This is a genomic window from Glycomyces terrestris, from assembly GCF_003933745.1.
GTDB classification, from domain to species: domain Bacteria; phylum Actinomycetota; class Actinomycetes; order Mycobacteriales; family Micromonosporaceae; genus Glycomyces; species Glycomyces terrestris.
The window spans coordinates 1-24,226 of record NZ_RSEB01000005.1; the positions used below are offsets into that span (position 1 = coordinate 1).

Sequence of the window (24,226 nt, forward strand, 5' to 3'; positions counted from 1 at the left end):
CTCCTTGACATGCCGAGATTCGGAAACGGCAGGTTCTTGGTTCGAGTCCAAGTTGGGGAGCCACCAGAGAAAGGCCGGTCGTCTCAACCGGCCTTTTCCGTCTCTTCGACAGTGGTTGGACACCTCCCCGCACGGAAGTCACCGGTTCGTGCATCGGGGACAGCGTGGATGCGGCCGCAGTGCACCGGAGGTCCGTTCCGGCGCTTGGATTCTCGGTCGCGCTCTATGGGCGGGGGTCGGTATGGTGGGGGCGCACCTCCCGGTGCGACGCCCGCGGTTCCTTCAATTCGCATTTGACCAGCCCGCAGGCACTTTGATCTCGGGAGGGCCGATATTCGGAGACAGGCGCGCCCGGTGCGAAGGCGGCGGGTTCCTTCGGAGCCGGAGGTTGCGGGTTCGAATCCCGCCGTCGTGCGCAAGCGCGGTGCAGCTCGACTCGGACGAGCGCCGGCCTGCGACCTGCGGTCGACGGTGACCTCGGGCGCGCCTGCTCGAATGGCGGCTCCTTCCGGCGCAGCGACTGGGATGGCGAGCGCCCGGTGCGCAGGCGCCGTTCCACCCTCGGAAGGTCCCCCTCATGGCCAAGTTCAACAAGTCCCCCGCCCGGCCCGTCCTCGCCTCCCCCGTCCGCAGCGAGCGCGTCCCGTCCGGGCGCACGCACGAAGGCGCCCCCGGCTACGCCCGGGACGCCAAGTCGGAGCTGTTCCTGCTCGCGGTGACCAACATGGTCGGCGAGCAGACGTTCTACGAGACCGCGAGCGGACGCGACGACCGGTTCGCCGAACTCGTCCGGGACGTCGCCGTCGCGGACGCCGAGTGGACGGCGCGGTTCCTCGCCTGGCTGCGCTCCGGCGCCAACCTGCGCTCGGCCTCGCTCGTCGGCGGCCTCGAGGCGGCCAGGGCGATAGCCGCGAACGGCGTCCCAGGCGGTCGCCAGATCGTGAACTCGGTGCTCCAGCGCGCCGACGAGCCCGGCGAAGCGCTCGCCTACTGGACCGCCTCCTACGGGCGGTCCGTGCCGAAGCCGGTGAAGCGGGGCATCGCCGACGCCGCGGCGCGGCTCTACAACGAGCGGTCGCTCCTCAAGTACGACACCGCGTCCAAGGGCTTCCGGTTCGGCGACGTGCTCAACCTCGTCCACGCCGCCGCCGGGACCGAGCGGCAGCGCGACCTGTTCCAGCACGCCCTCGACCGCCGGTACGGCCGCGACGAGTCCGTACCCGGCAGCCTCGCGGTGATCGCCGCGAACCGTGCGCTGCGGTCCGAGGCGGACAGCGCTCCGGAAGTCATGCTCGACCCCGACCGGCTGCGCGAGGCGGGGATGACCTGGGAGGACGCGCTCTCCCTCGCCGGTTCCCGACTCGACAAGGGCCGGCTGTGGTCGGCGCTGATCCCCTCGATGGGCTACATGGCGCTCCTGCGCAACCTCCGCAACTTCGACGAGGCCGGCGTTCCTGACGAGGTCGCCGCGGCGGTCGCCGCACGGCTGGCCGACCCCGCCGAGGTGGAGCGGTCCCGGCAGCTGCCGATGCGGTTCCTGTCCGCCTACCGGGCCGCGCCGTCGCTGCGGTGGGGCCACGCCCTGGAGCAGGCCCTCGACCACTCGCTCGCGAGCGTGCCCGAGCTGCCCGGCCGGACGCTCGTCCTGGTGGACACCTCGGGGTCGATGAACTCCGGGTTCTCGCGCGACGGCACGCTCAAGCGCTGGGACGCCGCCACCGTCTTCGGCCTCGCGCTGGCGCGGCGCTGCGAGCAGGCCGACGTGGTGTCCTTCTCGAACGGCTGGGGCGGCCACCCCGGCTCGATGGTCTTCCCGCGCAAGCGCGGCGAGTCGCTGCTCAGGGCGGTCGACCGCTGGAAGGACGGCGGCTTCTTCATCGGCGGCGGCACCGACACCGAGGCGGCCGTGCGCGGGCACTACCGGCGCCACGACCGCGTGGTGATCCTGACGGACGAGCAGGCCCACTTCGGCGGCGAGCAGGACGTCACGACCGCGGTCCCCGCCGACCGAATGGTCTACACGTGGAACCTCGCCGGGTACCGGCACGGGCACGCCCCGTCGGGAACGCGCACCCGCCACACCTTCGGCGGCCTCACCGACGCCGCGTTCGCGATGATCGGCCTCCTGGAGGCGGGCCGGGACGCGGACTGGCCGTTCTGAGCCCCGCGCCGCGGCAGGGCCGGTCGTTTCCGACTGGCCTTCTTCGCTGACCGAAGGAGCGGGGCCGGTCGGAAACGACCGGCCCCGCTTTCGGTTGCGGGTCAGCGGAGGGGGTTGAAGAAGGCGGCGATGTCGGCGGTGATCTCGGTGGGGATGGCGTGGTGGAGGTAGTGGGAGGCCTGGTCGTGGACGGTCCAGGCGCGGATGTCGGTGTGGTCGCGCTCGGCGAACTTGCGGATGCCGTGGAAGTCGCCGGAGGCGCCGGAGAGGGCGAGGGGGACCGTGGTGGGGCCGGAGGGGTGCTCGGCGCGGGCGTTCTCGTAGTAGAGGCGGGTGGAGGAGCCGCCGGTGGCGGTGAACCAGTAGATCGCGACGTTGGTGAGGACGAAGTCGTCGTCGACGGTCTCGTCGAGGAGCTGGGCGTTCCAGCCCAGGAGGCCCACCGGCGAGTCGGTGAGGGCGTGCGCGAGGGTCTGCGGCTGCTGGGAGTGGAGCGTGTTGAACGCGGACTTGTGCTCCATGAACTCGTTCAGGTTCTCCAGGGTCGCGAAGTCCTCGGGGGCGAGGCCCTCGAACTCGGCGGGGTCGCCGCTCGGGAAGGAGAAGACCTGGGTGACGTGGACGCCGGCGACGTGGTCGGGGTCGACGCGGCCGACCTCCGGGGAGATCATCGACCCGGCGTCGTTCCCGGCCGCGCCGTAGCGGGTGTAGCCGAGGCGGGCCATGAGTTCGGCCCAGGCGCGGGCGACGCGCTGGTTGTCCCAGCCGGCCTCGCCGGTCGGGCCGGAGAAGCCGAAGCCGGGGATCGAGGGGATCACGAGGTGGAAGCCGGCGGCGTTGAGCGGCTCGATGACGTCGAGGAACTCGACGACCGAGCCGGGCCAGCCGTGGGTGAGGACGAGCGGGAAGGCGTCCTCGCGCTCGGAGCGGGCGTGGATGAAGTGGACGGTCTGACCGTCGATCTCGGTGGTGAACTGCGGGTGCGCGTTCAGGCGGGCCTCCCAGGCGCGCCAGTCGTAGCCGTGCTGCCAGTACTCGACGAGGTGCTTGACGCGGTCGGTGCTCACGCCGTAGGCGCCGGGGATCTGGTCGGCGAAGCGGGCCCGCGCGAGGCGGTCCTGGAGGTCCTTCAGGTCGGCCTCGGGGATGTCGACGGTGAACCGCTCGATGCTGTGCTCGTTGCTCATGATCACTACAATGCCGCAGGTCAAGGGCATGATCAAGATCGAATCGCAGCACGTGCGTGTTGCCGTGCAACACGATCTCAGGTCTGCCAGCCGGCCTGGCGGGCGCAGTCCGAGGCGACGTCCGCGAACGCCTGGACCAGGAGGTTCCGGGAGGAGCGCGGCCACACCAGGCGGATCGGCATGGGCGGCAGGCCGATCAGGGGCAGGACGACGACGCCGGGCCGGTGGTAGGAGTCCAGGAGCGACGCGAACGTCAGGTGCGCGAGCTGCTGCTCGGCGACGAGGCGGAGCACGTCCTCGATGTACTCGGCGTTGACGCGGCGCAGCCGCAGCTCGCGGCCGCCCGGCGTGGTCTGCGGGGTCCAGGCCGCGCCGTACCAGCCCGGGAGCTGCGGGTAGACGACCTCGTGGTCGGCGAGGTCTTCGACGTCGACGACCGCGCGCTCGGCGAGCGGGTGCTGGACGCCGAGCATGACGGCGCGGCGCACGCGCTGGAGGACGGGCCCGATCGCGAGGTCGGCCTCGGGCGAGTCCTCGACGGGCATCCAGGTCGCGAACACGTCGACCTGCCAGGAGGGCCGGTCGCCTTCGAGCCAGCGGAACAGGTCGGTGGTCGGGGCCGCGTACTGGACGACGCGCGCCTGCGGGTACGCCTGCTCGAACGCCTGGACGAGCGCCCCGGGGACCTTCTCGGGGAGCGTGGTCGCGAAGCCGACGCGGATGACCTTGCCGGCGGGGTCGGCGGCGTCGCGCACGTCCGCGAGGGCCCGCTCGATCCGCACGTACGCGGCGCGGAACTCGGCGAAGAGGTGCTCGCCGGCGCGGGTGAGGCGGACGTTGCGGCTGGTGCGCTCGAACAGCGCCGCCCCGGCCCGGCGTTCGAGGGTGCGGATCAGCGCGCTCACCCGGGAGGTCGACAGGGCGAGCCGTTCGCCGGCGCGGCCGAAGTGGAGCTCCTCCGCGACGGTCAGGAACGCTTCGATCTCTCGCATCTCAAGGTTCACGACCGACAGTATGCCCCCGCGGCGGGCGGTCCGAACGCGTCCCGAACGCAACCGAACACCGTCGGACCTGCGAACTCGTCAGAGGCGCGAGAGCGCGTCCTCGACCGCCCGGTGGAACGTCGGGTAGGCGTAGATCATGCGGCGCAGGTTCGCGATCGGGGTGCGCTCGTGGACGGCGAGCGTGAGCATCGACAGGACCTCGCCGCCGGCCGGGCCGGCGGAGGTCGCGCCGACGAGGATGCCGCGCTCGGTGTCGGCCACGAGCTTGACGAGGCCTTCGTTGCCGCTCTTGTGGATCCAGCCGCGCGAGGAGTTCGGGATCTCGGACACCGAGGTCGCGACCGCGATGCCCTGCTCGGTGGCCTGCTTCTCGGTGAGGCCGACCGCGCCGACCTCGGGGTCGGTGAACGTCACGCGCGGCACGGCGTGGTACTCGGCGCCCGCGTTGTCCTTGCCGAGGACGTGGTCGGTGACGATCCTGGCCTGGTACATCGACATGTGCGTGAAGGCGCCCTTGCCGACGATGTCGCCGATCGCGTAGACGCCGTCGGCGACCCGCAGGTGCTCGTCGGCGTCGAGGGACCGGCCGGTGGCGTCGACGCCGACGGTGTCGAGGCCGAGGTCGCGGAGGTTCGGTTTGCGCCCGGTGGCGACGAGGAGGCGGTCGGCCTCGACGGTGACGGTGCCGGCCTTGACGGTGAAGCGGCCCGCGTCGTGCGCGACGGACTCCACGGCCGTGCCGGTGTGGATCTCGATGCCCTCGGTGCGGAAGACGTTCGCGACGAGGTCGCCGGCCTCCGGCTCCTCGACCGGCAGGAGCCGCTCGGCGGCCTCGAACACGGTGACGTGGGTGCCGAAGCGCGAGAACGCCTGCGCCAGTTCGAGGCCGATCGCGCCGCCGCCGAGGACGACGAGGGACGCGGGAGCCTCGGTCGCGGCCACGGCGTCCCGGTTCGTCCAGTAGGGCGTGTCGGCGAGGCCGGGGATCGGGGGCACGGCCGGCTCGGTGCCGGTGTTCAGGATGATCGCCTTGGCGACGGTGAACTCCTCGTCGCCGACGCGGACCGCGCCGGGCCCGGTGATGACGGCCTCGCCGCGGACGAGGCGCCCGCCGGCGTCGGTGAAGCGGTCGGCGGCGGCCTGGTCGTTCCAGTCGGCGGTGGCCTCGCCGCGGATGCGGTCGGCCACGGGCCCGAAGTCCGCGGCGACGTCGGCCGCGCCGGCGAGGCCCGGGACACGGCGCGCCTCGGCGAGCGCGTCGGAGGCGCGCACGATCATCTTGGTGGGGATGCACCCGTAGTAGGGGCATTCGCCGCCGACGAGGCGGCGCTCGGCGCCGATGACGGTGAGCCCGGCGCGGGCGAGCTCGGCGGCGGCCGACTCCCCTCCCGGGCCCATGCCCACCACGACGACGTCCACTTGCTCGGGCATGTCCCGCTCCTTCCGTCCGCGTTCGGCGCCAACGATACCGGCGCGCGCGTGCGCGGGGGCCGGTCTCGCGCCGGGACACCCCCTTCGGAGAACCCGTGCCGTCGAGCAGGTTCGGATGTCGTACAGGTCGGGTATTGTCGCGTGAGCGCCCGGCCGATAGCGGGCGCAGGCCCGGCCGACCGGGCGGTGCGGAGGCGTCGGCCGAGGTCCCGTCCGTGCACCCGGAGGAGCCCGATGATCGAGTTCCGCAACGTGACCAAGCGATTCCCGGACGGGACGGTGGCCGTCGACGCGTTCGACCTCGTCATCCCGTCGCGGAAGACGACCGTGTTCGTCGGTTCCTCGGGCTGCGGGAAGACCACGCTGCTGCGCATGATCAACCGCATGGTCGAGCCGACCGGGGGCACGGTGGCGATCGACGGCGAGGACGTCGCCTCCAAGCAGGCCGTGGCGCTGCGGCGCAGCATCGGCTACGTCATGCAGAACAGCGGCCTGATGCCGCACTTCACGGTCGCCGAGAACATCGCCACGGTGCCGCGCCTGACCGGGCGCACCCGCCGGGCCGCGCGCGCGAGGGCCCTGGAGCTCATGGACGTCGTCGGGCTCGACACGGCGATGGCAGACCGGTACCCGAGCCAGCTCTCCGGCGGGCAGCAGCAGCGCGTCGGCGTCGCCCGCGGGCTCGCGTCCGACCCGAACATCCTGCTCATGGACGAGCCGTTCGGGGCCGTCGACCCGATCGTGCGCGCCGAGCTCCAGCGCGAGCTCATCCGCCTCCAGCGCGACCTCGACAAGACCGTGGTGTTCGTGACGCACGACGTCGACGAGGCGTTCCTCCTGGGCGACCAGGTCGCGATCCTCGCCAAGGGCGCCCGGCGGCTCCAGTTCGGCAGCCCCAGCGAGATCACCGAGCAGCCCGCCGACGACTTCGTGGCCGCGTTCATCGGCGCCGAGCGCGGCAAGCGCGCCCTGCGCGTCAAGCAGACCCCGCACGGGCCGGTGCTCGTCGACGCCGAGGGCCGCACGCAGGGCGTCCTCGTGGAAGGCGGCGCCTGACATGGAGTGGGTCACGGGGAACCTCGACCTGATCGGCTCCCTCACGCTCGACCACCTGCGGCAGAGCGTCATCGCGATCGCCGCCGGGTTCGCGCTGTCGCTGCCGCTGGGGTGGGTCGCGTGGCGGTACCGGCTGCTGCGCGGCTGGGTCATCACCGTCACCGGGCTGCTGTACACGATCCCGTCGCTGGCGCTGCTCATGATCCTGCCGGTGGTCGCGGGCTATCCGGCCACGAGCGAGACGAACCTCGTCATCGCGCTCACGATCTACGCGGTCGCGATCATGGTCCGCGCGGTCACCGACGGCCTCGACGCGGTCGACCCGGCGGTGCGCCGCTCGGCGACCGCGGTCGGCTACGGCGACGCGCGGCGCTTCTGGGCCGTGGACCTGCCGCTGGCCGGACCGGTGATCCTGGCGGGCCTGCGGGTCACCGCGGTCTCCACGATCTCCCTGGCGACCGTGGGCATCCTGGTCGGCGTCACGAACCTCGGCTACCTGTTCACGAACGGCCTCCAGCGGCGCATCATCCCCGAGGTGCTCGCCGGGATCGTGGCGGTCGCGCTCGTCGCGCTCCTGATCGACCTGCTGCTCATGCTCGCCGGCCGGGCCCTCATGCCGTGGGCGCGCGCCGAGGCGCCGCGCCGGTCGAGCACGGCCGCGGAGGCCGCCGCGTGAACCTCCTCGCCGACGCGTTCGCGTGGCTCGCCGCGCCCGAGCAGTGGACCGGCCCGAACGGGCTCCAGCACCTGCTCGCGCAGCAGCTGTACTTCACCGCGATCGCGGTCGCGATCGCCGCGGTCATCGCCGTCCCGGCCGGCTGGGCGATCGGGCACACCGGGCGCGGCCGCGAAGTGGCCGTGGCGTTCGCGGGCGCCGCGCGGGCCGTCCCCTCGTTCGGGCTCCTGGTCCTGCTGGTGCTGCTGTTCGGCGTGCTCCACAAGCCGGAGGCCGCCACCGTCACGTTCGTGATCCTCGCGATCCCCTCGCTCCTCGCGGGCGCGTACGCGGGCTTCGAGGCGATCGACCGCCGCGTCATCGACGCCGCGCGGGCCGTGGGGATGACCGAGGCGCAGATCCTGTGGCGCGTGGAGGTGCCGCTCGGGCTGCCGCTGCTCGTCGGCGGGTTCCGCTCGGCGGTCCTCCAGGTCGTCGCCACGGTGACGATCGCCGCGTACGTCAACCTCGGCGGCCTCGGCCTGCCGATCATCACCGGCCTGAGCCTGCGCCGCTACGAGGTCGTCCTCGGCGGCGCCGTCCTGGTCGCACTCCTCGCGCTCGCCCTCGACGCGCTGCTCGCGCTCGCGCAGCGCGCGGCCGTGCCCCGCGGCGTCCGCGCCGACCAGGGCCGCGCCGCCGCACCGCGCCGGCGCGACCACCCCGAATCCGCCACCGTGAGCCCACACCCGTCTTGAGAGGAAGACCCATGTTGAGAGTGCGAGGCACTCGCGCCGGACTCGCCGCCGCGGCGGCCCTGGCGATCGCGCTGACCGGCTGCTCGTCCGAGGACCCCCTCGGCGAGAACGAGTCGGACGGCCCGGCCGCCGAGGGCGCCATCGTCGTCGGCTCCCAGGCGTACTACTCGAACGAGATCGTCGCCGAGATCTACGCGCAGGCCCTCGAAGGCGCCGGCCACGAGGTCGAGCGGCGCTTCAGCATCGGCCAGCGCGACGCCTACATGCCCGACGTCGAGAGCGGCGCCATCACGCTGTTCCCCGAGTACACCGGCAACCTGCTCCAGTTCCTCGACCCGGAGACGACCGCGCGGTCCCCCGAGGACGTGTACGCGGCGCTCCAGGAGGCGCTGCCGGAGGGCCTGGCGGTGCTCGACCAGTCGAGCGCGACCGACCAGGACTCGTACACGGTGACGAGCGCGTTCGCGGAGGCGAACGGGCTCACCACGATCGCCGACCTCGCGAACGTCTCCGAGCCGCTCACGCTCGGCGGCCCGCCGGAGCTCGCCGAGCGCCCGTACGGGCCGACGGGCCTGGAGGAGACGTACGGCGTCTCGGTCGAGTTCTCGGCGACCGGCGACACCACGGTCGAGGACCTGGTGGCGGGCACGGTGAACGTGGCGAACGTGTTCACCGCGGACCCGCGCATCCAGACCGACGACCTGGTGGTCCTGGAGGACCCGGAGTCGCTGTTCCTGGCGTCGAACGTGGTGCCGCTGGTGAGCGCCGACGTCGCCGACGAGATCGCCGAGGTGGTCAACGCGGTGAGCGCCGCGCTGACGCCGGAGGGCCTGGTGGCGCTGAACGTGCAGAGCACGGTCGAGCAGCAGTCCACGCCGGACATCGCGGCGCAGTGGCTGTCGGACAACGGCCTGAGCTGAGCGCGGTCCGAGGAGGGGCCGGTCGCCGTCGCGGCCGGCCCTTCCCCGTGCCGCCGGGACGGGCACTGCTTGCCGGGCGGCTAGGGAGGCGTTAGGGTCGGGGCACCTCGTTTTGGAAGGGTGCACATGGGCGATCCTCAGCTGGCTGCGCTGGCGCAGCGGTACTTCGACTTTCACCTGGCCGACAACCCCACGGCGGCCAGCTTCTACGGGATTCCCGGCTACGACGACCTGCTGCCGGACCCGAGCCGCGACGGCGACGCCGTGCGGCTCGCGCATCACGCGGAGGTCCGGGACGGGCTCGCCGGGATCGACGCGGACTCACTGGAGGGCCAGGACCGGATCACGCACTCGATGCTCGGGCGGCTGGTGCGGGACCAGTCGGCCGTGATCGAGGCGCGCCTCGGGGAGGTGGCGCTGAGCAGCACGATCAGCGGGCCGGTGGCGTCGATGCTGTCGTCGCTGCCGCGCCAGAGCCTGAACTCGGAGCAGCGCAGCCGCGACTACCTCGTGAGGCTCGGGAAGCTCGGGGACTACTTCGACGCGGTCCTGGAGCGGTACCGGCAGGCCGGGGCCGAAGGGCGGCACCAGACCCGGACCGGGGTCCTGGGTGTCATCGGGCAGTTGGACGACTACCTCGCGACCGATATAGCACGTGACGCGCTGGCGGAGCCGGAGCCCACCGGCGTCGACGCCGACGCGTGGAAGGCCGAGGCCAGGGCCCTGGTCGCCGAGCGGGTCAGGCCCGCGCTCGCCCGGTGGCGGGCGGCGCTCGAGGCCGAGTTCCTGCCGGTGTCGCGCGGCGACGCGGAGGTCGGGATCTGCCACGTGCCCGGCGGCGAGGCGGGGTACCGGGCCGCCTCGCGGCAGTTCACCACCACCGACCTCGATCCCGAAGCGGTGCACCGGATCGGGCTCGAGGAGGTGGAGCGGAACCGGGCCGAGTTCGCCGAGATCGGGGCGCGGGCGCTCGGCACGGGCGTCGTCGCCGAGGTCGTCGACCGGCTCCGCGGCGACGAGTCGCTGCGGTACGAGACGGCCGAGGAGATCCTCCGCGACGTGACGGCGGCGCTGCGGCGGGCCGAGGCCGCGCTGCCGGCCGCGTTCCTGGACTACGAGATCGCCCCCTGCTCGGTCGAGGTGATCCCCGAGGCCGCGGCCAAGGGCTCGACCCTCGCGTACTACACCGTGCCGGCCTCCGACGGGTCGCGGCCGGGCACGCACTGGGTGAACACCCACGCGCCCCGGAGCCGGGCGCGGTACGAGTACGAGGCCCTCGCCTTCCACGAGAGCGTCCCCGGCCACCACCTCCAGTTCGCGCTCGGGCAGACCCTGAAGGACCTGCCGCGGTTCCGGCAGTTCGGGTACGTGACCGCGTTCGGCGAGGGCTGGGGCCTGTACACCGAGCGGCTGTGCGACGAGATGGGGCTCTACAGCGGCGATCTCGCCCGGCTCGGCATGGTCTCCTTCGACGCCTGGCGGGCCTGCCGGCTCGTGGTCGACACCGGGATGCACGCGTTCGGCTGGTCGCGCGAGCGCGCCGTCCAGTACATGCGCGACAACACCGCCCTGTCCGAAGTGAACATCGCGAACGAGGTCGACCGGTACATCGCGTGGCCGGGCCAGGCGCTCGCGTACATGATCGGGCGCAAGCACATCGAGGGCCTGCGCGAGCGCGCCGAGCGGGAGCTCGGGGACGCGTTCGACGTGCGGCACTTCCACGACCGCATCCTCTCCAGCGGCTCGATCCCGCTGGAGACGATGACCGGCGTCGTCGAGGCGTGGATCGCCGAGGCCCGCTAGTCCACCGATCGTTGTCGGATCGCTGACAGACAGTGGCGGTCCGGTTCGAGATGATTCCTACGCGGCGGCGACTCCCCCCGGGCGCCGCCGCAACTCCTCCGACGGCGGTGCCGCGGACGGAGTCGCCGCCGCGTTCCCGTTGCGCCGCTTAGGCCCCGGCAGGGACGGCGTCCACTCCATCAGTCCACATTGGACTTCACCGAGCATTCACCGCAATTCCCAACAAAAGTCATGCAGCGGATGACGAGGCAGGAACTCGTGGAGAACATCACCATCCGGGACGACCTCTTTCGCTCCTCGTGCGCTTAGGTTAGCCTAACCTACACGTTCCCCGGCATCCCGAGAGACCGTCCCTCCCTGAAAGGACCCTCCGTGCTGACAAGCGCCGACCTCCGTCCGGCTCCCGCGCCGCACCAGCGGACCGCACCCCCGGCCCTGCTCGGCCGCGACTCGGCGGCCGCCTACCGCGGCCTCGTCGCCGACGTCGCCGACCGCATCGCCGCGCGCTTCGCCGCCGTCGAGCGGCCCTGGACCGGCGCCGCCCCGGCCGCGCTGGCGCCCTCGATCGCCGCCGTCGACCTCGACCGGCCCCTGGAGTCCTTCGAGGCCGCCTTCGACGAGGTCGGCGCCCTCTACCTCGACGACGCGGTCTGGTTCCACCACCCGCGCTACCTCGCCCACCTCAACTGCCCGGTGGCGCTCCCGGCCGTCGCGGCCGAGACCGTCCTCGCGGCCGTGAACACCTCGGTGGACACCTGGGACCAGAGCGCCGGCGGCACCCTCATCGAGCAGCGGCTCGTCGAGTGGACCGCGCAGCGCCTCGGCCTCGGGCCGGACGCCGACGGGGTCTTCACCTCCGGCGGCACCCAGTCGAACCTCCAGGCCCTGCTCCTGGCCCGCGACGAGGCCGTCGAGGCCCAGCAGCTCAAGCACGAGGTCGAGCACGGGACGCCGCTGCGCGGCGTCGAGGTCCTGCCGCGCCTGCGGTTCTTCGCCTCGCCGCACTCGCACTTCTCGGTCGTCAAGGCCGCCAGGCTCCTCGGCCTCGGCGAGGACGCCGTCGTCACCGTCCCCGCCGACGACTGGTTCCGCATGAACCCGGCCGCGCTCGACGCCGCGATCGAGACCTGCCGCGAGCAGGGGAACGTGCCGGCCGCGATCGTCGCCACCGCCGGCACCACCGACTTCGGGTCCGTCGACCCGCTCGCCCCGGTCGCCGAGATCGCCGCCGCGCACCGCGTCTGGCTCCACGTCGACGCCGCCTACGGCTGCGGCCTGCTCGTCTCCCTCGAGCACCGCGCCCTCCTGGCGGGCGTCGAGGCCGCCGACTCGGTCACCGTGGACTACCACAAGTCGTTCTTCCAGCCCGTCAGCTCCTCCGCGCTCCTGGTGCGCGACCGGGCCGCGCTGCGCCACGTCACCCACCACGCCGACTACCTCAACCCGGCCGAGGGGGCGCTCCCGAACCAGGTCGACAAGAGCCTCCAGACCACGCGCCGCTTCGACGCCCTGAAACTGTGGATGACGCTGCGCACCTTGGGACCCGACGCGATCGGCGCCATGTTCGACCGCGTCTGCGCCCTCGCGGACGAGACCTGGGACTGGCTCGCCTCCGACCCGCGCTTCGAGGTGGCCGCGCCGCCCTCGCAGCTGTCCACCGTCCTGTTCCGCCTCGCCGGGGCCGACGACGCGACCCACCGGCGCGCCCGGGAGGCCCTCGCGGCCTCCGGGGAGGGCATGGTCGCCGCCACCCGCGTCGAGGGCCGCATCGCCCTCAAGCTCACGCTGCTCAACCCCGAGACCGCCCTCGACGACGTCGTGCCCGTGCTCGAGGCGCTCGCGCGCCACGGCAAGACCGCGCAGGAGGCGGTGTGAGCGGGCGCGTCCACGACTTCGTCGGGATCGGCCTCGGGCCGTTCAACCTCGGCCTCGCGGCCCTCACCGCCCCTATCCCGGACCTCCACGGGATCTTCCTGGAGCGCAAGCCGAACGTCGACTGGCACCCCGGGATGCTCATCGAGGGCACGACCATGCAGGTCCCGTTCATGGCCGACCTCGCGACCCTCGCCGACCCCACCTCGCCGTACTCGTTCCTGAACTACCTCAAGGAGCGGGGCCGCCTCTACCCGTTCTACATCCGCGAGTCGTTCTTCCAGCTGCGCGCCGAGTTCCAGGACTACCTGCGATGGGCCGCAGGGAAACTCGACAACCTCGAATTCGAGCGCGACGTGACCGGGGTGACCTGGGAGGACGGCGCGTACGCCGTCCGCTCCGAGGGCCCGGGCGGCGAGCGCGTCGACCGCGCGAAGCGCCTGGTGCTCGGCACCGGCACCCCGCCGTGGGTCCCGCCGGCCTGCCGCGAGCTGGAGTCCGACACCGTCTGCCACGCCTCGGCGTACCTCCAGCACCGCGAGCGGCTCAAGGGCTGCAAGTCGATCACCGTGGTCGGCTCGGGGCAGAGCGCCGCCGAGATCTACCGGGACCTGCTGGGCGGCATCGACTCCGGCGGGTACGAGCTCAACTGGGTCACCCGCTCGCCGCGGTTCTTCCCGCTGGAGTACACCAAGCTCACGCTGGAGATGACGAGCCCGGAGTACGTGGACTACTTCCACGGCCTGCCCGCCGCGAAGCGCGACGAGCTCAACCAGGCCCACAAGGGACTGTACAAGGGCATCAACGCCGAACTGATCAACGAGATCTACGACGTCCTCTACGAGCTGCGGTTCGCGATGGGCGAGGTGCCGACGCGCCTGTTCACCAACTGCACCGTCGAAAAGAGCACCGTCGAGAAGAGCGCGGCGGAGCAGGCGGCCGGTCGCGGGAGCGTGCGCCTCGGGATCAGGCAGCACGAGCAGGACCGGAGCTTCGACCTGGTGACCGAGGGGCTGGTGCTCGCCACCGGCTACAGTTACCGCGTCCCCGCGTTCCTGGACGGCGTGCGCGACCGGCTGCGCTTCGACGCGACCGGGCGGCTGGAACCGCGCCGCGACTACAGCGTCGACAAGGCCGGCGCCGGCGAGGTCTTCGTCCAGAACGCCGAACTCGCCACCCACGGGTTCACCGCCCCCGACCTCGGCATGGCCGCGTACCGCAACTCCTGGATCATCCGGTCGATGACCGGCCGGGAGGTCTACCCCATCGAGCAGCGAATCGGCTTCCAGGAGTTCGGAGCACCGTCGTGAACACGCTTTTGAAGGCGCCCAAGTCCTTCTACCACCTGCACGAGCGCCTCGGCGACTTCGGGCTGCGCCCGGTCGACCCGCCGACGGACTCGCCCCTGCTGCACGAGTGGGTCACCCACCCGAAGGCGCGGTACTGGATGATGCAGGACGCCTCCGTGGCCGACGTGCTCGCCGAGCACGAGGCCATCGAGATGAACCCGCACCACTTCGCGTACATGGGCCTGCACCACTACCGGGCCCGGTTCCTCGTCGAGGTCTACGACCCGGCGCACTCGGAGCTGGCCGCGGTCTACGACCCCGAGGAGGGCGACGTGGGCATGCACGTGCTCACCGCCCCCGCCGACACGCCGATCCCCGGGTTCACCAGGGCCGTCATGGCGACCGTGATGCACCTGCTGTTCGACGGCTTCGGGGCCCGGCGCGTCGTCGTGGAGCCGGACACCGGGAACGAGGCGATCCACCGCCTCAACGAGCACGTCGGGTTCCGTCCTGAGAGGACGGTGAAGCTGGAGGGCAAGGACGCGCTGCTGAGCTTCTGCACCCGCATGGACTTCGAGCGGTCCGCCGCGAAGGGAGTGAACGCATGAGCGCCGTCGACCACCTGCGGCCGGAGCTGTGGGCCGAGGCCACGAGGGGCCTGCTGGCGAAGGCGATCGGCGAGTTCGCGCACGAGCGGCTGCTCGTGCCCGTCAAGGACGGGGACGGGTACGTGCTGCACGCCGGGGGCGGGGCCGAGCGGTACCGGTTCGCCGCCAGGCGGTTCAAGCTCGACCACTGGGTCGTGGACCCCGCCTCGATCGAGCGCGCCGGCGCCGGCGGCGAGGCGCTCGACCTCGACGCGGCCGCGTTCTTCCTGGCGTTCAAGGGCGAGCTGGGCCTGAGCGACGCCGTGCTGCCGGTGTACCTCGAGGAGGTCGCGGCGACGGTCAACCGCGGGGCGTTCCAGCTCTCGGAGGACCAGCCGTCCGCGGCCGCGCTCGCGGGCGCGGGCTTCCAGGCGATCGAGGCGGCGATGACCGGCGGGCACCCGTGCTTCGTGGCCGGGTCGGGCCGGCTCGGGTTCACCTCCGAGGACTACCGGGCGTACGCGCCGGAGGCCGGGGCCGGGGTGCGGCTCATGTGGCTGGCGGCCCTGCGCGAGCACGCCATGTTCGCGTCCTCGCCGGAGCTGGACTTCGCGTGGCTGCTGGAGACCCAGGTCGACGCCGACTCGCGCGACTACTTCGCGTCGCTCCTGACCGACCGAGGCCTGAGCTACGACGACGTGTACCTCATCCCGGTGCACCCGTGGCAGTGGCGGAACAAGATCTCGGTGACGTTCGCGCCCGAGATCGCGGCCGGGCGGCTGGTGCCGCTCGGCGAGGGCCACGACGAGTTCCAGGCGCAGCAGTCGATCCGCACCTTCTTCGACCGCACCGACCCGGGCCGCGACTACGTCAAGACCGCGCTCTCGGTGCTGAACATGGGCTTCATGCGGGGCCTGTCGACCGAGTACATGGAGGTCACGCCCGCGATCTGCGAGTACGTGGCCGACCTGGTGCACAACGACGCCACCCTGAAGCGCCACGGCACGACGGTCCTGCGCGAGCGCGCGGCCGTGGGCTACCGGCACCCGGCCTACACGGCCGGGGCGCCGAAGGGCTCGCCGTACCGGAAGATGCTCGCGGCCCTGTGGCGCGAGAGCCCGGTCCCGAAGCTGGCCAAGGGGGAGCGCGCGGCCACGATGGCCTCGCTGCTGCACGTCGACCGGGACGGGAGGCCGTTCGCGTCGGCGCTCATCCGCCGCTCGGGGCTGCGCCCGGCCGACTGGCTGCGCGGGTACCTCGACGCATACCTGGTGCCGCTCGCGCACTGCCTCTACAAGTACGGGCTGGTGTTCATGCCGCACGGGGAGAACATCATCCTGGTGCTCCGGGACGGGGCCGTGGAGCGGGTGTTCCTCAAGGACATCGGCGAGGAGTGCGCGGTCCTGGAGCCGTCCACGGAGGTGCCCGAGGCGATCGCGCGGATCAGGGCCGAGGTGCCCGACGGGGTGCGGGCGCTGTCGATCCTCACCGACGTCGTGGACTGCTTCCTGCGGTTCCTCGCCGGCATCCTGCACGTCGACGGCGTGCTCAGCGAGGACGAGTTCTGGCGGGTGGCCGCGGAGGCCCTGAAGGACTACATGGCCGCGCACCCGGAGCTCGCCGCGGCGTTCGAGCGGTTCCCGCTGTTCGAGGACGCGTTCCCGCTCTCGTGCCTGAACCGCTTGCAGCTGAAGAACAACCAGCAGATGGTGGACCTGGAGAACCAGGAGGAGAGCCTGATCTACGCGGGTCGCCTCGACAACCCGCTGGCGCCCTGGCGCTGACGGCGGGCCGCGCGGCTCCGGCGCCGCTCCGGGGCCGGGGTCCGACCGGCGGGGCGGCCCCCGCCGGTCGGCCGTGGACCGGACGAGACAGGGCGGGTCAGAATGAACGGCATGCACCTCAACAGTCCTGTCCTCATCACCGGAGCGAGCCACGGCCTCGGCCAGGCGACGGCGGCGCTCCTGGCCTCCCAAGGCGTCCCGCTCGCACTGTGCGCCCGCAACGCCGCGCCCCTGAACGAGTTCGCCGCCAAGCTGCGGGCCGAGCACGACGTGCAGGTCGCCGCCAGGGCGCTCGATGTGAACGACGCGGAGATGCTCACCGAGTTCGTGCACGAGGCCGGGCGGCGCCTGGGCGACCTCGGCGGCGTGGTCGCGAACGTGGGCGGCGCCCGGGGCCGCAGCCTCACCGACACCGAGGCCGACGACTGGGCCTACACGCTCGGCGTCAACGTGGTGAGCGCCATGACCGCGCTCAAGGCGGCGCTGCCGCAGCTGCGGCGCACCCGCGGCGCGGCGGTGCTGGTGTCCTCGATCTCGGGCTCGAAGCCCTCCCCCGGGCTCGCGTACGGGTCCACGAAGGCCGCGCTCAACCACGCCGCCACCGTCCTCGGCCGCGAGCTGGGCCCGAGCGGCGTCCGCGTGAACGCGGTCGCGCCCGGGTCCATGCTCATCCCCGACCGGAACTGGGACCGGCTGCGCGTGGCCGACCCGGGGCGCTACGAGACGTTCCTGAAGGAGTTCCCCTCGCGCCAGCTCCTCGACCCGAACGATGTGGCCGAAGTCATCGCATTCCTGCTGTCGGACAAGGCGAAGGCGGTGAACGGCGCCGTCGTGCCGGTCGACGGCGGCCAGAACGCGCCCAGCGCCTACGGGTACTAGGCCGACTCCTCCGCGGCCCGCGGCGGCGCGATGCGGCCCATCAGGAACGGCACCACGCACAGGGTGACGACGGCGCAGCACACGCACAGCATCCCGTAGGAGGCGTACTCGACGATCGGCCCGGAGGCGATGCCCGCGCCCATGGCGGCCAGGCCCATGACGAGGTCCGAGAAGCCCTGCGTGGACGGGCGCTGCGCGGGGCTGACGGCGCCGGTGACGAGCGCGGCCGAGCCGACCGTCATCGCCGACCAGCCGAGGCCGAGGAGGACCAGGCCGATCGAGAGCCGCACGTGGTCGTCGGCGGGCGAGGACCCGGAGACGGCGCACGCGGCGACGAGGACCGCGGTGCCGGTCACCAGGACCGGGCGCGCGCCGTGGCGGTCGACGAGCCGGCCGACGACCGGCGCGAGCGCGTACATGCCGCCGATGTGGAGGCCGAGGATGACGCCGACGACGGTGAGGGCCCGCTCGGGGTCGGCCATGCCGTGCTTGATGTGGAGCGCGGTCATGGCCATGACCCCGACCATGACGAAGTGGCCGAGGGCCGCGGCGACGACGCCGGTGCGCACGGCCGGGTTCGACTTCGCGGTGCGGTAGCCGTCGGCGATCGAGCGGCGCGGCGCGTCCGTCTCGCCGCTGATCTCGCGGGCGGTCAGCAGCGGGTCGGGGCGCAGGAACACGCCGATCACGGCGGCGGTGGCGACGCAGAGGACGCCGATGGCGACCATGGAGCCGACGTAGGCGGGGCCGCCGAACCAGGCGGTCCACCAGCGTTCGGCGAGCCCGGCGACCGAGGGGCCGACGACCGAGCCGATCGTGGTGGCCCACACGACGATCGCGAGGTGGGAGCCGCGGCGCGCCGCGGGCGCGAGGTCGGCGGCGGCGTACCGGGACTGGAGGCCCGCGAACGACGCCGAGCCGAGCAGGAAGTACCCGCAGACGGCGACGGCGGCGTTGTCGAGGTGGATCGCGCCGATGATGACGAGCGTGCCGAGGACCGCGCACGCGTAGCCGAAGGCGAGGCCGCCGCGGCGGCCGTAGCGCTCGGTGATGCGCACGGCCGGGACGACGACGAGGGCGGAGCCGCCCACGAACAGGCTCTGGCCGAGCCCGGCGTACGTGGACGAGCCGGTCATGTCCTCGATGAGGAGCGCGCCGACGGCGATCCCGATGCCGACGGCGAGGCCGCCGAGGATCTGGGTGGTGAACAGGGTGCGCAGGACGCGCTTCTGGAGGGCGGTCGTGTCCGTTGATGCAGTCGCGGTCACGGGGGGTTCCTTTCAGTTGTCGGCCCGGGGCCGGGCCGGGCGGGCCGCCGCGGGGCGGCCCGCGGGCTAGACCGGCGTCGTCGCCGGTCCGGAGGCGTACGCGATCGCGTCGGCGACCGCGGGGGCGGCGGCGGGGTCGAGGCGGGCGGTGCTCACCCGGATGCCCTGGTCGCCGTGGAAGGAGAAGCCGCGGCCGGGGGCGACCGCGTAGCCGCTGTCGCGCAGGGAGACGACGGCGGCGGTCTCGTCGGCGACGGGCACCCACAGGTTCAGGCCCGAGGTCCCCCACGTCTCGATCCCGCGTTCGGCCAGCGCGGTCCGCAGGGCCGCCTGGCGCTCGGCGTAGACGCGGCCGGCGTGCGCGATGGTCTCGGCGACGCCCTCGTCGGTCCAGGCGGCGATGACGAAGTGCTGGAGGATGCGCGAGACCCAGCCGTGGCCGAGGGCCATGCGGCCCTGGACGCGGGCCTTGGTGTCGGGGTCGGCGGCGACGAGGGCGGTGCGCAGGTCGGGTCCGTACGGCTTGGAGACGGACCGGACGAACATCCAGTGCTCGGCGGCGTCGGCGACGAAGTGCAGCGGCGTCTGCGACAGCTCCGCCCAGTGGTCGTCCTCGATCACGAAGACGCCGGGGCGCTCGGCGATCACGGTCCTGAGGGCGGCGGCGCGGTCGGCGGTGACGGCGGCGCCGGTGGGGTTCTGGCCGCGCGAGGTGAGGATGAACGCGCGGGCGCCGGCGGCGAGCGCGGCGGCGAGCTCGGACGCGATGGGGCCGTCGCCGTCGATGGCGACGGGCGCGACCTGGTATCCGGCCGAGAGCAGGAGGTCGCGGCCGTTGGCCCAGGTGGGCTCCTCGACGGCGACGGTGTCGCCGGGTTCGAGGCGGGCGGCGAGGCCGCGCTCGAAGGCGTCGAGCGCGCCGGAGGTGACGGTGAGCTCGCCGTGGACGCCGTCGTTCGCGAAGCGGTCGCGGGCGAGGTCGAGGAGGTCGGGGCAGGGCCCGCCGTCGCGGTAGTTGCCCGGGGGGATCTCGACGCGCGGCTTGAGGGCGGCGAGGTCGGGCAGGAGCGCGGTGTCGGGCTCGCCGGAGACGAGGTCGTGCACGCCGGCGGGGACGGTGAGCATCCCGGTGGGGGTGAACGCGGACCGCTGGCGCACGAAGGTGCCGGCGCGGCCGCCGGTCTCGACGACGCCGCGCTCGCGCAGCCGCCGGTAGGCGGAGGCGACGGTGCCGGGGGCGACCCCGAGGTCGGCGGCGAGCTTGCGGACGGGGGGCAGGGTGCGGCCGGGCGCGAGCTGTCCGGAGCGCACGCCGGCCTCGATGCTGGCGGCGATCTCGCTTGCCGCGGCACCCGTGATCTGGTACTGTACTGACATAACTCAAGTATTGTATCAGTACAAATAATCAGATGGGAGCCCCCCTCGATGTCCACCCTCGAATGCCCCTACAGCGGCCGGTTCGAGCAGACCGAGCGCACGACCCCGAAGCGCTCGCGCGAGCGGGTCACCTACGAGCGGGCCGACTCCTACCGCGTGCTCGACGAGGCGCTCTTCGTCGACCTCGCCTTCGTCGGCCCCGACGGCGCGCCCCGCGTCCTGCCCACCTTCCATGTGCGCGTGGGCGACACGCTGTACCTGCACGGCTCGACCGGCAGCAGCATGGGCCTCGGCGGCCGCGAGGGCTTCCCCGTGAGCGTCACCGCCACCGTCGTCGACGGGCTCGTGTTCTCCAAGAGCTGGTTCCACCACTCCATGAACTACCGCAGCGTCGTCGTGCACGCGAACGCCCGGCTGGTCGAGGACGCCGACGAGCGCTGGAACGTCTTCAAGGCCCTCATCGACCGCTTCGCCGAGGGCCGCTCCGACCGGTCCCGGGCGGCCAGCCCCAAGGAGAACGCCATGTCGGCGCTCCTGGCGATCCCGCTCGAGGAGGTCTCCATCAAGCAACGCTCCGGCGGCCCGATCGAGGAGCCCGAGGACGAGGACCTGCCGTTCGACAACGGCGTCGCGGACGTGCGGACGCTCGTGACCGGGCGGCTGTAGACTCCGTTCCGCGCGGTGCCGGACCCGGCTCCGCCCCTGGGCTGCATGGTGCTGCGGGGGTGTGAGCGGGTCGTGGGAACTTCCGGCTCGGAGCCGGCCGGCACCGCGCCCGGAACGAAGGAGGGCGGGCCCGCGGGCCCGCCCGTTTCGCTTGTCCCCCAAGGGGCTCTAGGCCCGGGTGCCCGCCGGCTCCGCGGCCTCCTCGGCTTCGCGCTCCGTCTCGTCCCGGTCCAGGCGCCACACCGCGACCGAGCCGCCGCCGGCGACCGCGACGACGAACAGCACGAACGTCCACGTGTAGGGCCACTCGGGGGCCGCGTCGTCGGAGTTCTGGAGCAGCGCCCCCTCCTCGCCCGCGGCCCACCAGATCCCCTGGCGGATCAGCTGGAGGAAGTCGCGGTCGCCCCAGGTCTTCCCGGCGCCGCCCGGCGAGGCGTAGAACGCCTTGTAGGACACCGAGTTCCAGGCGACCGGGTCGCCGGAGCCGAGCTGCGCGAGCACCGTCGAGGACGGCTGCGCGGGCGCGGGGTCGAAGGAGTACCAGCGCTCGGTGACCTCGAGGTCCTCGTCCAGGCCCTCGGTGATCGGGGACCCCGCGTTGAAGGACACCTCCTGCTCGGAGGCCGGCTCCTGCGGCGGCGTGAGCGCGGTGGCGCCGAGGAGCTCCTGGTAGAAGTCCCAGTCGGGCTCGCTGGCGGCGGCCGAGTTCGTGGCGACGAAGCCGCCGCCGCGGGAGACGAACGAGTGCAGCGACGCCTGCTGCGCCTCGTCGAGGATGTCGGTCCCGGTGTTGACGAACATGACCACGTCGACGTCCTCGAGGTCCTCGAGGTCCTCGGGCGCGCCCTCGACGAGGGTGAAGTTCCAGCGGCGGGCCTCCATCTGGAGCCGCTCGACCGCGAAGTCGGCCACGTCCTGGGCCTCGTTCCCGGTCGTCAGCACCAGGACCCGGGGGCCGCCGGCGGCCAGGGCCGCCGAGGGGGCGAAGGCGGGCGCGCAGGCCAACGCGACGATGATGCACAGTCGCAGGAGGGTTCTCACGTCAACTCCAAGAAGCTGGTCCGGTTTGCCTCATAGCGAATCACGGAGATCCGAGGCTTTGGCGGGCAGCTCGGCTTCAATCCTCAGGCTGCTCTCCAGACGGTAGACGATCTCGGCATTGAGCGATCGCCGAGCGCTCTTGGCCTTGGCCGACAGCCGGGTGCGGACATCAGACGGCAAGCGCAGCGTGAGGCGTGTCTCGTGTTCCATATCCCAGGATCATAGTGTTATTTTGGTGTCATGACGACACCATCCGCAGGATCGGAGACCGGCTACGCCCGGTATACCTATCGACTTCGGGTGTCGTCCAATGCCGAAGCGGCCCTGCGCGAGGAATGGGATCGGTGCAGATGGGTCTGGAATCAGTGCGTCGCCGATTCCCGCGAGGCGTTCCGGACCGGAGCGACATGCGGACTCGCCCAATTGGATAAGCGCCTGACGGGGTGGCGCTCTGAGCATCACTGGCTCGGGAGCGGCGCGTCAGTGCCGCAGCAGCAGACCATTCGCAGTTTCGCCGCGTCTCGAGCCAAGGCGATGAAGGACGTCAAGAACCGGCTCCCCGTCCCTCAGCGAGCGGGAATGCCGAAGTTCAAGAAGCGGGATCTCGCCTCGCCCACACTCAACTACACACTGCGCGGATTCCGGATCAAGGGCGGGCGACTCCTCCTGGCCGGCCGCGTCTCGCTCTCCGTCGTCTGGTCCAGGCCCTTGCCCGCCGCGCCGTCGAGCGTGCGCGTCCACCTCGATCGCCTCGGCCACTGGTACGCATCTTTCGTCGTCCCTTCGACGACCGAACCGCTCCCCGCCACCGGTGCGGTGATCGGCATCGACTGGGGAGTGACCGTAACCGCCACGACCACCAGCGACGCATACGATCTTCCGCACCCCGAGTACGGAAAGCGGTCAGCGGGAGCACTCGCCCGCTACCAGCGCATGATGGCCCGGCGACGCCGGCCGAAGGGGAAGGCGCAGAGTCGCGGGTACCTCGAAGCCAGGAAGCAGGCCGCGAAGGTGGCCAAGAAGGTCGCCAGGCAGCGGGCGGACACCGCACGCAAGTGGGCGAAGCGCGTCGTGAGAGATCACGACCGCATCGCGGTGGAGGACTTCCGGCCGAAGTTCACGGCCAAGTCCACCTTGGCCCGGAAAGCCGCCGACGGCGCCATCGGCGCTACCAAGACCGCGCTCATCGAAATGAGCCGGAAGCATGTCCGCGACCTGCGGTTGGTCCATCCGGCCCACACCACCACGGACTGCGCACGGTGCGGAGCGAGAGCCAAGCACGCACTCCCCCTCTCCCAACGGATCTACGCCTGCACCGTGTGTGGCGCCGTCTCATCTCGAGACAAGAACTCTGCACACATGATGCTGGCCCGGGCAGGTTTCGACCCGGATGGCGTTGATCGCGTCAGCCTCGGTCACCCGCAGGGTGATCCGAGCAGCGTGAGCCTGAAATCCCCTCCCTCGCGGGAGGGGAGGATTCAAGCGCCCACCTTAGCGGGCTTCGGGACCCGGCGTGTCAGCCGCAATGGCTCCACGCGCTCGTCCACGAGGTCGAGCCGACCGAGCCGCCCCATTTGACGCACGTGTTCGGGGCCGACTTCTTCACCGGCCCCGCATAGTAGGAGAAGCTCCCCGAGTCGGTCGTGGAGCTGCCGCCCTGGACCGCGAGGGTGGCCGAGACCGCGCTGGCGGTGCCGACGTTCGTGTACTTCAGCGTGACCACGCAGTTGTAGCCGTTGGAGGCGTTGTACATCAGGAAGACCGCGCCGACGGTGCCGAGCGCGCGCTGGTTGATCTGGGAGTAGCCCGAGCCGCAGACCTCGCCGGGCGTGTACGGGTTGCCGCCGGAGCAGCCGTTGCTGGAGGTGATGGCCTTCTTGGTGCCCAGGGGGACCTGGACGCCCTCGACCACGGGCGTGACGACCGAGCCGGAGCTGTTGCGCTGCTCGTAGTGCAGGTGGGGGGCGGTCGAGCCGCCGGTGGAGCCGACGGTGCCGATGATCGTCCCCTGGGAGACGCTCATGCTGGAGCCGGGGGCCTTGACCTGGGTGGCGAGGTGGGCGTAGCGGGTGCTGGAGCCGTCGGAGTGGACGATCTTGACCCAGCGGCCGTAGCTGGTGCTGCCCTCGTTGTAGAAGTAGGCGGTGCCCGCGGCGGTGGCGCGGACGTTCTCGCCGCCGATGGCGTCGGAGCCGTAGCTCTGCCAGTCGATGGAGTTGCTCGGGTTGTGCCCGCCCGTCCAGTTGTTCGCGTAGAACGTCTTGTTGCAGTTGAACGGGCTCTTGTGGGAGACGGCCTGGGCCGTGACGTCGTCGGCGTTCGAGACCAGGGCCGGGGCGAAGGCCGCCGCGGCCGCGGTGAGGAGTGCCGCGACGAATAGTGCGATTCGTCGGTTGCGGTGTCTCATAAGGGGAACGTACCGAAGATTTTCTCCGTTGTGAAGATCACATTTGAAGAAAAGCTTCTTAACGCCAAGCGGCCGCGCCCC

Annotated in this window: 21 protein-coding genes; 13 read left to right on the forward strand and 8 right to left on the reverse strand. The window is 72.1% G+C overall.

Features of this window, described 5'->3' with window-relative positions; translation table 11 throughout:
• The first annotated feature begins 577 nt into the window (after window positions 1-577).
• Window positions 578-2,161: a TROVE domain-containing protein gene (locus EIW28_RS17800; protein WP_125249081.1), complete on the forward strand. Its 1,584-nt coding sequence runs from the start codon at window positions 578-580 to the stop codon at window positions 2,159-2,161.
• Window positions 2,162-2,262: 101 nt separating this feature from the next.
• On the opposite strand, the gene EIW28_RS17805 is transcribed toward EIW28_RS17800, so the two are convergent.
• From EIW28_RS17805 to EIW28_RS17815, 3 genes are all read right to left on the reverse strand, one after another.
• Complete coding sequence (locus tag EIW28_RS17805; RefSeq protein ID WP_125249082.1) at window positions 2,263-3,348, reverse strand: epoxide hydrolase family protein; 1,086 nt, start codon at window positions 3,346-3,348, stop codon at window positions 2,263-2,265.
• Between the two features lie 77 nt (window positions 3,349-3,425).
• The gene (locus tag EIW28_RS17810) at window positions 3,426-4,352 is read right to left on the reverse strand and encodes a LysR family transcriptional regulator (protein WP_125249083.1); all 927 of its coding nucleotides are present in this window, start codon (window positions 4,350-4,352) and stop codon (window positions 3,426-3,428) included.
• A gap of 78 nt (window positions 4,353-4,430) precedes the next feature.
• Window positions 4,431-5,783, reverse strand: coding sequence for a dihydrolipoyl dehydrogenase family protein (locus tag EIW28_RS17815; protein WP_125249084.1), 1,353 nt, complete (start codon window positions 5,781-5,783; stop codon window positions 4,431-4,433).
• A gap of 234 nt (window positions 5,784-6,017) precedes the next feature.
• Here EIW28_RS17815 and EIW28_RS17820 point away from each other — a divergent pair, with 234 nt between their 5' ends.
• The 10 genes from EIW28_RS17820 (at window position 6,018) to EIW28_RS17865 (ending at window position 17,386) form a co-directional block, all read left to right on the forward strand.
• Window positions 6,018-6,839: an ABC transporter ATP-binding protein gene (locus tag EIW28_RS17820; RefSeq protein WP_125249085.1), complete on the forward strand. Its 822-nt coding sequence runs from the start codon at window positions 6,018-6,020 to the stop codon at window positions 6,837-6,839.
• Between the two features lies 1 nt (window position 6,840).
• Window positions 6,841-7,515 (forward strand): ABC transporter permease, encoded by a 675-nt coding sequence (locus tag EIW28_RS17825; RefSeq protein ID WP_125249086.1) that lies wholly within the window; start codon window positions 6,841-6,843, stop codon window positions 7,513-7,515.
• A complete protein-coding gene (locus tag EIW28_RS17830; RefSeq protein ID WP_125249087.1) occupies window positions 7,512-8,252 on the forward strand; it encodes an ABC transporter permease in 741 nt (246 codons plus the stop codon). The genes EIW28_RS17825 and EIW28_RS17830 overlap by 4 nt, the downstream gene beginning before the upstream one ends.
• An 11-nt stretch (window positions 8,253-8,263) precedes the next feature.
• A complete protein-coding gene (locus EIW28_RS17835) occupies window positions 8,264-9,172 on the forward strand; it encodes an ABC transporter substrate-binding protein (RefSeq protein WP_125249088.1) in 909 nt (302 codons plus the stop codon).
• Between the two features lie 126 nt (window positions 9,173-9,298).
• Window positions 9,299-10,975, forward strand: coding sequence for a DUF885 domain-containing protein (locus EIW28_RS17840; protein ID WP_125249089.1), 1,677 nt, complete (start codon window positions 9,299-9,301; stop codon window positions 10,973-10,975).
• Window positions 10,976-11,350: 375 nt separating this feature from the next.
• Window positions 11,351-12,850, forward strand: coding sequence for a pyridoxal phosphate-dependent decarboxylase family protein (locus EIW28_RS17845; protein WP_408612235.1), 1,500 nt, complete (start codon window positions 11,351-11,353; stop codon window positions 12,848-12,850).
• Window positions 12,847-14,157 carry a lysine N(6)-hydroxylase/L-ornithine N(5)-oxygenase family protein gene (locus tag EIW28_RS17850; RefSeq protein WP_125249090.1) on the forward strand — a complete coding sequence of 437 codons (1,311 nt, stop codon included), beginning with the start codon at window positions 12,847-12,849 and terminating at the stop codon, window positions 14,155-14,157. Before EIW28_RS17845 ends, EIW28_RS17850 begins: the two co-directional genes overlap by 4 nt.
• Window positions 14,154-14,744, forward strand: coding sequence for a GNAT family N-acetyltransferase (locus EIW28_RS17855; protein ID WP_197717357.1), 591 nt, complete (start codon window positions 14,154-14,156; stop codon window positions 14,742-14,744). Before EIW28_RS17850 ends, EIW28_RS17855 begins: the two co-directional genes overlap by 4 nt.
• Complete coding sequence (locus EIW28_RS17860; protein ID WP_125249091.1) at window positions 14,741-16,507, forward strand: IucA/IucC family protein; 1,767 nt, start codon at window positions 14,741-14,743, stop codon at window positions 16,505-16,507. The genes EIW28_RS17855 and EIW28_RS17860 overlap by 4 nt, the downstream gene beginning before the upstream one ends.
• 111 nt (window positions 16,508-16,618) lie before the next feature.
• Window positions 16,619-17,386, forward strand: a complete 768-nt coding sequence (locus tag EIW28_RS17865; protein WP_158630456.1) for an SDR family NAD(P)-dependent oxidoreductase — start codon at window positions 16,619-16,621, stop codon at window positions 17,384-17,386.
• Here the strand turns inward: EIW28_RS17865 and EIW28_RS17870 are convergent.
• Together EIW28_RS17870 and EIW28_RS17875 are read right to left on the reverse strand one after the other, a co-directional pair.
• A complete protein-coding gene (locus EIW28_RS17870) occupies window positions 17,383-18,654 on the reverse strand; it encodes an MFS transporter (RefSeq protein WP_125249093.1) in 1,272 nt (423 codons plus the stop codon). The two genes, EIW28_RS17865 and EIW28_RS17870, sit on opposite strands and share 4 nt — an antisense overlap.
• A gap of 66 nt (window positions 18,655-18,720) precedes the next feature.
• Window positions 18,721-20,031: an aminotransferase class I/II-fold pyridoxal phosphate-dependent enzyme gene (locus tag EIW28_RS17875; protein ID WP_125249094.1), complete on the reverse strand. Its 1,311-nt coding sequence runs from the start codon at window positions 20,029-20,031 to the stop codon at window positions 18,721-18,723.
• 48 nt (window positions 20,032-20,079) lie between these two features.
• Here EIW28_RS17875 and EIW28_RS17880 point away from each other — a divergent pair, with 48 nt between their 5' ends.
• Window positions 20,080-20,697 (forward strand): pyridoxamine 5'-phosphate oxidase family protein, encoded by a 618-nt coding sequence (locus EIW28_RS17880; protein ID WP_125249095.1) that lies wholly within the window; start codon window positions 20,080-20,082, stop codon window positions 20,695-20,697.
• 168 nt (window positions 20,698-20,865) lie between these two features.
• Here EIW28_RS17880 and EIW28_RS17885 read toward each other — a convergent pair whose 3' ends face one another.
• Complete coding sequence (locus tag EIW28_RS17885) at window positions 20,866-21,738, reverse strand: ThuA domain-containing protein (protein WP_125249096.1); 873 nt, start codon at window positions 21,736-21,738, stop codon at window positions 20,866-20,868.
• A gap of 30 nt (window positions 21,739-21,768) precedes the next feature.
• Entirely contained in the window at window positions 21,769-21,948 is a 180-nt protein-coding gene (locus EIW28_RS17890; protein ID WP_125249097.1) for an Arc family DNA-binding protein, read from the reverse strand.
• Between the two features lie 30 nt (window positions 21,949-21,978).
• On the opposite strand from EIW28_RS17890, the gene EIW28_RS17895 reads away from it, so the two are divergent.
• On the forward strand, window positions 21,979-23,316 hold the full coding sequence (locus EIW28_RS17895) for an RNA-guided endonuclease InsQ/TnpB family protein (protein ID WP_232014035.1): 1,338 nt from the start codon (window positions 21,979-21,981) through the stop codon (window positions 23,314-23,316).
• Here the strand turns inward: EIW28_RS17895 and EIW28_RS17900 are convergent.
• Window positions 23,255-24,145, reverse strand: a complete 891-nt coding sequence (locus tag EIW28_RS17900) for a M23 family metallopeptidase (RefSeq protein ID WP_125249098.1) — start codon at window positions 24,143-24,145, stop codon at window positions 23,255-23,257. The two genes, EIW28_RS17895 and EIW28_RS17900, sit on opposite strands and share 62 nt — an antisense overlap.
• Between the last annotated feature and the right edge of the window lie 81 nt (window positions 24,146-24,226).

Bases quoted from the DNA above. Each gene is read 5' to 3' on its own strand.
- EIW28_RS17820 (WP_125249085.1), top strand. From the start codon at position 6,018: ATGATCGAGTTCCGCAACGTGACCAAGCGATTCCCGGACGGGACGGTG.
- EIW28_RS17815 (WP_125249084.1), bottom strand. From the start codon at position 5,783: ATGCCCGAGCAAGTGGACGTCGTCGTGGTGGGCATGGGCCCGGGAGGG.
- EIW28_RS17875 (WP_125249094.1), bottom strand. From the start codon at position 20,031: ATGTCAGTACAGTACCAGATCACGGGTGCCGCGGCAAGCGAGATCGCC.
- EIW28_RS17835 (WP_125249088.1), top strand. From the start codon at position 8,264: ATGTTGAGAGTGCGAGGCACTCGCGCCGGACTCGCCGCCGCGGCGGCC.
- EIW28_RS17880 (WP_125249095.1), top strand. From the start codon at position 20,080: ATGTCCACCCTCGAATGCCCCTACAGCGGCCGGTTCGAGCAGACCGAG.
- EIW28_RS17890 (WP_125249097.1), bottom strand. From the start codon at position 21,948: ATGGAACACGAGACACGCCTCACGCTGCGCTTGCCGTCTGATGTCCGC.
- EIW28_RS17865 (WP_158630456.1), top strand. From the start codon at position 16,619: ATGCACCTCAACAGTCCTGTCCTCATCACCGGAGCGAGCCACGGCCTC.
- EIW28_RS17840 (WP_125249089.1), top strand. From the start codon at position 9,299: ATGGGCGATCCTCAGCTGGCTGCGCTGGCGCAGCGGTACTTCGACTTT.
- EIW28_RS17860 (WP_125249091.1), top strand. From the start codon at position 14,741: ATGAGCGCCGTCGACCACCTGCGGCCGGAGCTGTGGGCCGAGGCCACG.
- EIW28_RS17800 (WP_125249081.1), top strand. From the start codon at position 578: ATGGCCAAGTTCAACAAGTCCCCCGCCCGGCCCGTCCTCGCCTCCCCC.
- EIW28_RS17825 (WP_125249086.1), top strand. From the start codon at position 6,841: ATGGAGTGGGTCACGGGGAACCTCGACCTGATCGGCTCCCTCACGCTC.
- EIW28_RS17900 (WP_125249098.1), bottom strand. From the start codon at position 24,145: ATGAGACACCGCAACCGACGAATCGCACTATTCGTCGCGGCACTCCTC.
- EIW28_RS17805 (WP_125249082.1), bottom strand. From the start codon at position 3,348: ATGAGCAACGAGCACAGCATCGAGCGGTTCACCGTCGACATCCCCGAG.
- EIW28_RS17895 (WP_232014035.1), top strand. From the start codon at position 21,979: ATGACGACACCATCCGCAGGATCGGAGACCGGCTACGCCCGGTATACC.